This window comes from Streptomyces swartbergensis (assembly GCF_002148965.1).
Taxonomy (GTDB): Bacteria; Actinomycetota; Actinomycetes; order Streptomycetales; family Streptomycetaceae; genus Streptomyces; species Streptomyces swartbergensis.
The window spans coordinates 1-5,694 of record NZ_NGFN01000461.1 but is presented as its reverse complement, the minus strand read 5'-3'; the positions used below and the strand labels follow the sequence as shown (position 1 = coordinate 5,694).

The window sequence follows — 5,694 nt, the reverse complement described above, 5'->3', positions numbered from 1 at the left end:
CCTCCAGGACGAGCGGCGCCTCGACCCGGGTCCGCTCGACGTCCACGGCCAACTCGACGACCCCCACGCCCTCGTCGACCGTGACCAGCGGACGCACCCGGGCGATCCGGGCCGTCGACCAGTGCTCCAGGCGCACCGGCCGCCAGATCCCGGCCGTCACCAGGGTCGGCCCCCAGTCCCAGCCGAAGGAGCAGGCCATCTTGCGCAGGTACTGGTAGGGCTCGGCGTAGGCGGCGGGCCGCTCACCCAGCCGCCCCCGCACGGCCTCGGCCTCGGCGTAGGCGGAGACGAACCGCACGGACAGCCGCCCGGACAGCCCCGTCACGTCGAACCGGTACGAGCGGTGCATGTTCCGCACCTTCCCCAGCAGCCGCCCGTCCAGGGAGATCTCGGCGACGGTGTCGAGCCCGTCGAAGACCAGGTCGGTCTGCTCCTGTGCGGACGCGCTGGTGAGCTCGCGCTCGTACGTCCAGTCCCGGCGCCCCACCCACGCCACTTCGGACTCGCCCAGGCCCAGGAACGGGTCCGGGATCACCCCGGCCGCCATCAGGTCGGTGTGCACGCAGCCCGGCACCGAGGCCGGGAGCGCGTCCGGCTCGTGCCGCAGGATCCATCCGTCGCCGAGCGGTGTGGCATCCAGCATGCGCACTCCCTAAACCGGTCCAGTGAAGAGGCGTGTACAGGTTTCGCAGCGTTGGCGGGAATGGGACTTTACCGGTTGAGAAAGCGCTGTCAGAGTGCCGAACCAGCCATACCGCACGTGCTCTTCCGTCCCGAGTTCCTCTCCGCGAACGGAGCTGATGCACATGAACCGCCGTACCGTCCTCGCCCTCGCCGTGGGCGCCGCCCTGCTGGCCTCGGGCTGTACCGGCACCGGAGGCACCTCGAAGGGCGCGGACGCCGACGCGCCCGACGATCCCGCCAAGGTCGACGGGACCATCACCGTCCTCACCCATCGGACCGACCTCGTGCAGGACGGGACGATGAAGAAGTACGCAGCCGAGTTCAACAAGACCTACCCCAAGGTGAAGGTCGAGTTCGAGGGCCTCACCGACTACGAGGGCGAGGTCAAGATCCGTATGAACACGGAGAACTACGGCGACGTGCTGATGATCCCGGCCGTGATCGAGAAGAAGGACTACCCGAAGTTCTTCGCCTCCCTCGGCACCCAGGCCGAGCGGAGCAAGAAATACCGCTTCACCGACTACACCGCCGTCGACGGCAAGGTCTACGGGCAGAGCCCGCTCGGTGCCGTCCCGGGCTTCATCTACAACAAGAAGGTGTGGCAGCAGGCCGGGATCACCGACTGGCCCACGACGCCGGACGAGTTCCTCGACGACCTGAAGGCGATCAAGTCGAAGACCGACGCGATCCCCTACTACACGAACTTCAAGGACATGTGGCCGCTCACCCAGTGGACGCAGGCCAACGGCTCGGTCAGCTGCGACGAGCAGGCCACCACGAAGCTCGCCGAGGGCGACCCCTGGGCCGAGGGCGCCGATCTCCGGACCGCCGATACGCTCCTCTACGACATCGTGCACTCGGATCTCATCGAGAAGGACCCGACGACCACCAACTGGGAGGCGTCCAAACCCCGCCTGGCGAAGGGTGAGATCGCCACGATGTGGCTCGGCTCCTGGGCGGTCATCCAGATGCAGGGCGCGGCCAAGCAGGCCGGCGCTGACCCGGACGACATCGGGTTCATGCCCTTCCCCGCCCAGAAGAACGGCACGTTCTGCGCGGTGACGCTGCCCGACTACAACCAGGCCGTCAACGTCAACTCCGACCACAAGGCCGCCGCCCGCGCCTGGATCGACTGGTTCACCGACAAGTCCGGCTACGCGGACGCCAACCTGGCCCTCTCGCCCCTCAAGGACGCCCCGCTGCCCGACGTCCTCAAGCCCTACGAGGAGGCGGGCGTGAAGCTCCTCGACCTGGACGACACCAAGGGCGCCGAGGTGAAGTCCATCGACAACCAGTCCGAGGTCGGCATCTACAAGCCCGACTACCGCCAGGAGCTCGTCGACCTCGCCCGCGGTGCCCGCAAGGGCAGCCTGGACGACTTCCTGACCGGGCTGGGCGAGAAGTGGACCGAGGCGCGGAAGAACCTGGGGTCCTGATGACCGACACCACCCGGAAGGCGGCGCGGCCGGTGCCGCCGGCCGCGCCCGCCGGGCCGACACCGCCCACCGCCGCGCGCCGGGCGCGGCGGTGGCGGGGCGTGACCCCCTGGCTGTTCCTGATCGCCCCGCTCGTCCTGCTGATCGCCTTCACCTACGCGCCGATCGTCAACATGGTCGCGTACAGCTTCACCGACTGGGACGGCGTCAGCCCCGAACTGCACTGGACGGGCGCCGAGAACTACGCCGAACTCTTCACCCGCCCCGAGCTGTTCGAGGTGTTCTTCGTCAGCGGCTACTACCTCGCCGCGTCCGTGGTGCAGATCGGCGCCGCCCTCTACTTCGCCACCGTCCTGAGCTTCAACGTCCGCTTCCGCACCTTCTTCAAGGGCGTGCTCTTCTTCCCGTACCTGATCAACGGCGTCGCGATCGGCTTCGTCTTCCTGTACTTCTTCCAGGACGGCGGCACCCTCGACGCGATCCTGCGCCTCGTCGGCTACGACGGCGACCGCGCCTGGCTGGGCACACCCGCCTCGGCCAACGTCTCCCTCGCCGGCGTCTCCGTCTGGCGCTATATGGGCCTGAACTTCGTCCTCTTCCTCGGCGCGATCCAGTCCATCCCGGGGGAGCTGTACGAGGCGGCCGAACTGGACGGGGCGAACCGCTGGCAGCAGTTCCGCCACATCATCGCGCCCGGCATCCGGCCCGTGCTGAGCCTGTCGGTGATCCTGTCCGTCTCCGGGTCGCTGTCCGTCTTCGAGATCCCGTACATCATGACCGGCGGCGCGACCGGCACCGAGACCTTCGTGATCCAGACCGTGAAGCTGGCCTTCCAGTTCAACAAGACGGGCCTCGCCTCGGCGGCGGCCGTCGTGCTGCTGCTGATCATCCTGGTGGTGACCTGGGTGCAGCGGCGCCTCGTCCCGGACGACAAGGTGGACCTCGTATGACGCGCCGTGCCGTGGCCCGTGCCCTGGTGTACCTGTCCCTGGTCCTCGCGACGCTGGTCGTGCTCCTGCCGCTCACCGTGGTCTTCCTGACGTCGCTGAAGACCTCCGGGGAGATGGCGGACGACAGCGGCGCCCTCACGCTGCCCGACGACCCGCTCAACTTCGACAACTACGTGACGGCGTTCCAGGACGGCCGGATGCTCTCGGCGTTCGGGAACACGGCGGTCATCCTGGTCGTCGCCATCGGGGGCACGGTCCTCATCGGCTCGATGACGGCGTACGCCATCGACCGCTTCCGGTTCCGCTTCCGGAAGCTGGTGCTGGCCCTGTTCCTGGTCGCCGCGCTGGTCCCCGGAGTGACCACCCAGGTGGCCACCTTCCAGATCGTCAACAGCCTCGGGATGTTCGACAGCCTCTGGGCGCCGGTCGCGCTCTACATGGGCACGGACATCGTGTCGATCTACATCTTCCTGCAGTTCGTCCGGTCCATCCCCGTCTCCCTGGACGAGTCGGCCCGCATCGACGGCGCCAACGCCTTCACGGTCTACCGGAAGGTCATCTTCCCGCTGCTCAAGCCCGCGATCGCGACCGTTGTGATCGTGAAGGGGATCAACGTCTACAACGACTTCTACATCCCCTTCCTTTACATGCCCTCCGAAGATCTTGGCGTGATCTCGACGTCCCTGTTCCGCTTCAAGGGCCCCTTCGGAGCCCACTGGGAGACCATCTCGGCAGGCGCGATCCTCGTCATCGTCCCGACGCTGATCGTCTTCCTGTTCCTCCAGCGGTTCATCTACAACGGCTTCACGCGAGGTGCCACGAAGTAGGGAACCTGCCGCTCAGGGGCGCGCAGCCGCCGTACGACGACGAGCTCTGCGGCGGCTAGGCCTCCTCGACGGACAGAGCCTCCACCAACACCGGTGTCACCAGCTCCACCTGCCACGGCCGCGCGCCATACCCGGCAAGCGCGGCCGCCACGGACTCGGCGTCCACCACCGCCGGCGGCTCCCAGCACACCCGCCGCACGGTGTCCGGCGTGATCAGATTCTCCTGCGGCATGTTCAGCTGCTCGGCCAGCGCCGAAACCCCCGCCCGGGCCGCGGACAGCCGAGCCGCGGCGACAGGGTCCTTGTCGGCCCAGGCCCGCGGCGGCGGAGGCCCGGTCACCGGCTGCCCCGGCTGCGGCAACTGCGCCTCGCTCAACGCCTTGGCCCGGTCCACGGCCGCCTGCCACTGCTCCAGCTGTCGCTTGCTCATCCGGTGTCCGAAACCGTTCAGCGCGGCCAGCGCGTGCACGTTGGCCGGAACCGCCAGCGCGGCCTCCACGATCGCCGTGTCCCCGAGCACCTTGCCGGGCGAGACGTCCCGCCGCTGCGCGATCCGGTCCCGGGTCTGCCACAGCTCCCGTACGACGGCCAGCTGCCGCCGCCGGCGCACCTTGTGCATGCCGGACGTACGCCGCCAGGGGTCCTTGCGCGGCTCCGGCGGGGGAGCGGAGGCGATCGCGTCGAACTCCTGGCGGGCCCACTCCAGCTTGCCCTGCCGGTCCAGCTCCTTCTCCAGCGCGTCGCGCAGGTCGACGAGCAGCTCGACGTCCAGGGCCGCGTACCGCAGCCAGGGCTCCGGCAGCGGCCGGGTCGACCAGTCGACGGCGGAGTGCCCCTTCTCCAGGACGAAGCCGAGGACGCCCTCGACCATCGCGCCGAGGCCGACCCGGGGGAACCCGGCGAGCCGCCCGGCCAGCTCCGTGTCGAACAGCCGCGTCGGCACCATGCCTATCTCGCGCAGGCAGGGCAGGTCCTGGGTGGCGGCGTGCAGCACCCACTCGACGCCGGACAGGGCCTCGCCCAGGGCGGACAGGTCGGGGCAGGCGACGGGGTCGATCAGAGCCGTCCCGGCGCCCTGGCGGCGCAGCTGGACGAGGTAGGCGCGCTGGCCGTAGCGGTAGCCGGACGCCCGCTCGGCGTCGACGGCGACCGGGCCGGAGCCCGCCTCGAAGGCGGCGATCACCCGGGCCAGGGCAGCCTCGTCGGCGATCACGGGCGGAATGCCCTCACGTGGTTCCAGCAAAGGGATCGGCGCCTCCGTAGCAGAAGATCCGTCGTCGTCCGGAGGAGCGCCTCCGGTGGTTCGCAGTGAGCTGTCTGCTGCGGTCTCGTGGGCGTCGGTCACCTGTCAAGGGTATCCATGTATGGACAGCGCCCGCCGACGGAACGTTCCGTCGGCGGGCGCCCGGGGGTCGCAAACCAGTCAGGTCGGGGAAATGGCGGATTCACGAACCGTGAGTGACATGTAGGGGACCCGCTGTCGGGCCCGTTCACGTGAGTGAATGATCACAAAGGGTCATCAGGGAGCGATTCAGTGGATGATTCCCGTCCGCAGCGCCACCGCGACCATCCCGGCGCGGTCGCCCGTGCCGAGCTTGCGGGCGATGCGGGCGAGGTGGCTCTTGACGGTCAGTGCGGACAGGCCCATCGAGACGCCGATCGCCTTGTTCGACTGGCCCTCCGCGACCAGCCGCAGTACCTCGACCTCGCGGCCGGAGAGCTCGCGGTAGCCGCCCGGGTGGCTCGGGGCACCCGGGGGGCGGCGGTGCAGGCGTGCGGCGGCGGCGCCGATGGGGG

The 5,694-nt window shown here is 69.2% G+C and carries 6 protein-coding genes; 3 read left to right on the top strand and 3 right to left on the bottom strand.

Annotated features, from left to right (window positions below):
- Positions 1-643: glycosyl hydrolase 2 galactose-binding domain-containing protein (locus CA983_RS39910; protein ID WP_425276504.1), on the bottom strand; the 643-nt coding region annotated here is incomplete at its 3' end.
- A gap of 163 nt (positions 644-806) precedes the next feature.
- Between CA983_RS39910 and CA983_RS39905 the strand changes: the two genes are divergently transcribed.
- Genes CA983_RS39905 through CA983_RS39895 form a run of 3 tightly spaced genes read left to right on the top strand, consistent with a single transcriptional unit; the run spans position 807 to position 3,897 of the window.
- Positions 807-2,120 (top strand): ABC transporter substrate-binding protein, encoded by a 1,314-nt coding sequence (locus tag CA983_RS39905; protein ID WP_086605583.1) that lies wholly within the window; start codon positions 807-809, stop codon positions 2,118-2,120.
- A complete protein-coding gene (locus CA983_RS39900) occupies positions 2,120-3,070 on the top strand; it encodes a carbohydrate ABC transporter permease (RefSeq protein WP_086605582.1) in 951 nt (316 codons plus the stop codon). The genes CA983_RS39905 and CA983_RS39900 overlap by 1 nt, the downstream gene beginning before the upstream one ends.
- Positions 3,067-3,897 carry a carbohydrate ABC transporter permease gene (locus CA983_RS39895; protein WP_086605581.1) on the top strand — a complete coding sequence of 277 codons (831 nt, stop codon included), beginning with the start codon at positions 3,067-3,069 and terminating at the stop codon, positions 3,895-3,897. Before CA983_RS39900 ends, CA983_RS39895 begins: the two co-directional genes overlap by 4 nt.
- 55 nt (positions 3,898-3,952) lie before the next feature.
- Here CA983_RS39895 and CA983_RS39890 read toward each other — a convergent pair whose 3' ends face one another.
- Together CA983_RS39890 and CA983_RS39885 are read right to left on the bottom strand one after the other, a co-directional pair.
- Positions 3,953-5,242 carry a ribonuclease D gene (locus tag CA983_RS39890; protein WP_086605580.1) on the bottom strand — a complete coding sequence of 430 codons (1,290 nt, stop codon included), beginning with the start codon at positions 5,240-5,242 and terminating at the stop codon, positions 3,953-3,955.
- 186 nt (positions 5,243-5,428) lie between these two features.
- A partial coding sequence (locus tag CA983_RS39885) for a response regulator transcription factor (protein ID WP_143645714.1) occupies positions 5,429-5,694 on the bottom strand: 266 nt, incomplete at its 5' end.

Excerpts from the sequence above, each read along its gene's own strand:
- CA983_RS39905 (WP_086605583.1), top strand. The coding sequence starts at position 807 with ATGAACCGCCGTACCGTCCTCGCCCTCGCCGTGGGCGCCGCCCTGCTG.
- CA983_RS39900 (WP_086605582.1), top strand. The coding sequence starts at position 2,120 with ATGACCGACACCACCCGGAAGGCGGCGCGGCCGGTGCCGCCGGCCGCG.
- CA983_RS39895 (WP_086605581.1), top strand. The coding sequence starts at position 3,067 with ATGACGCGCCGTGCCGTGGCCCGTGCCCTGGTGTACCTGTCCCTGGTC.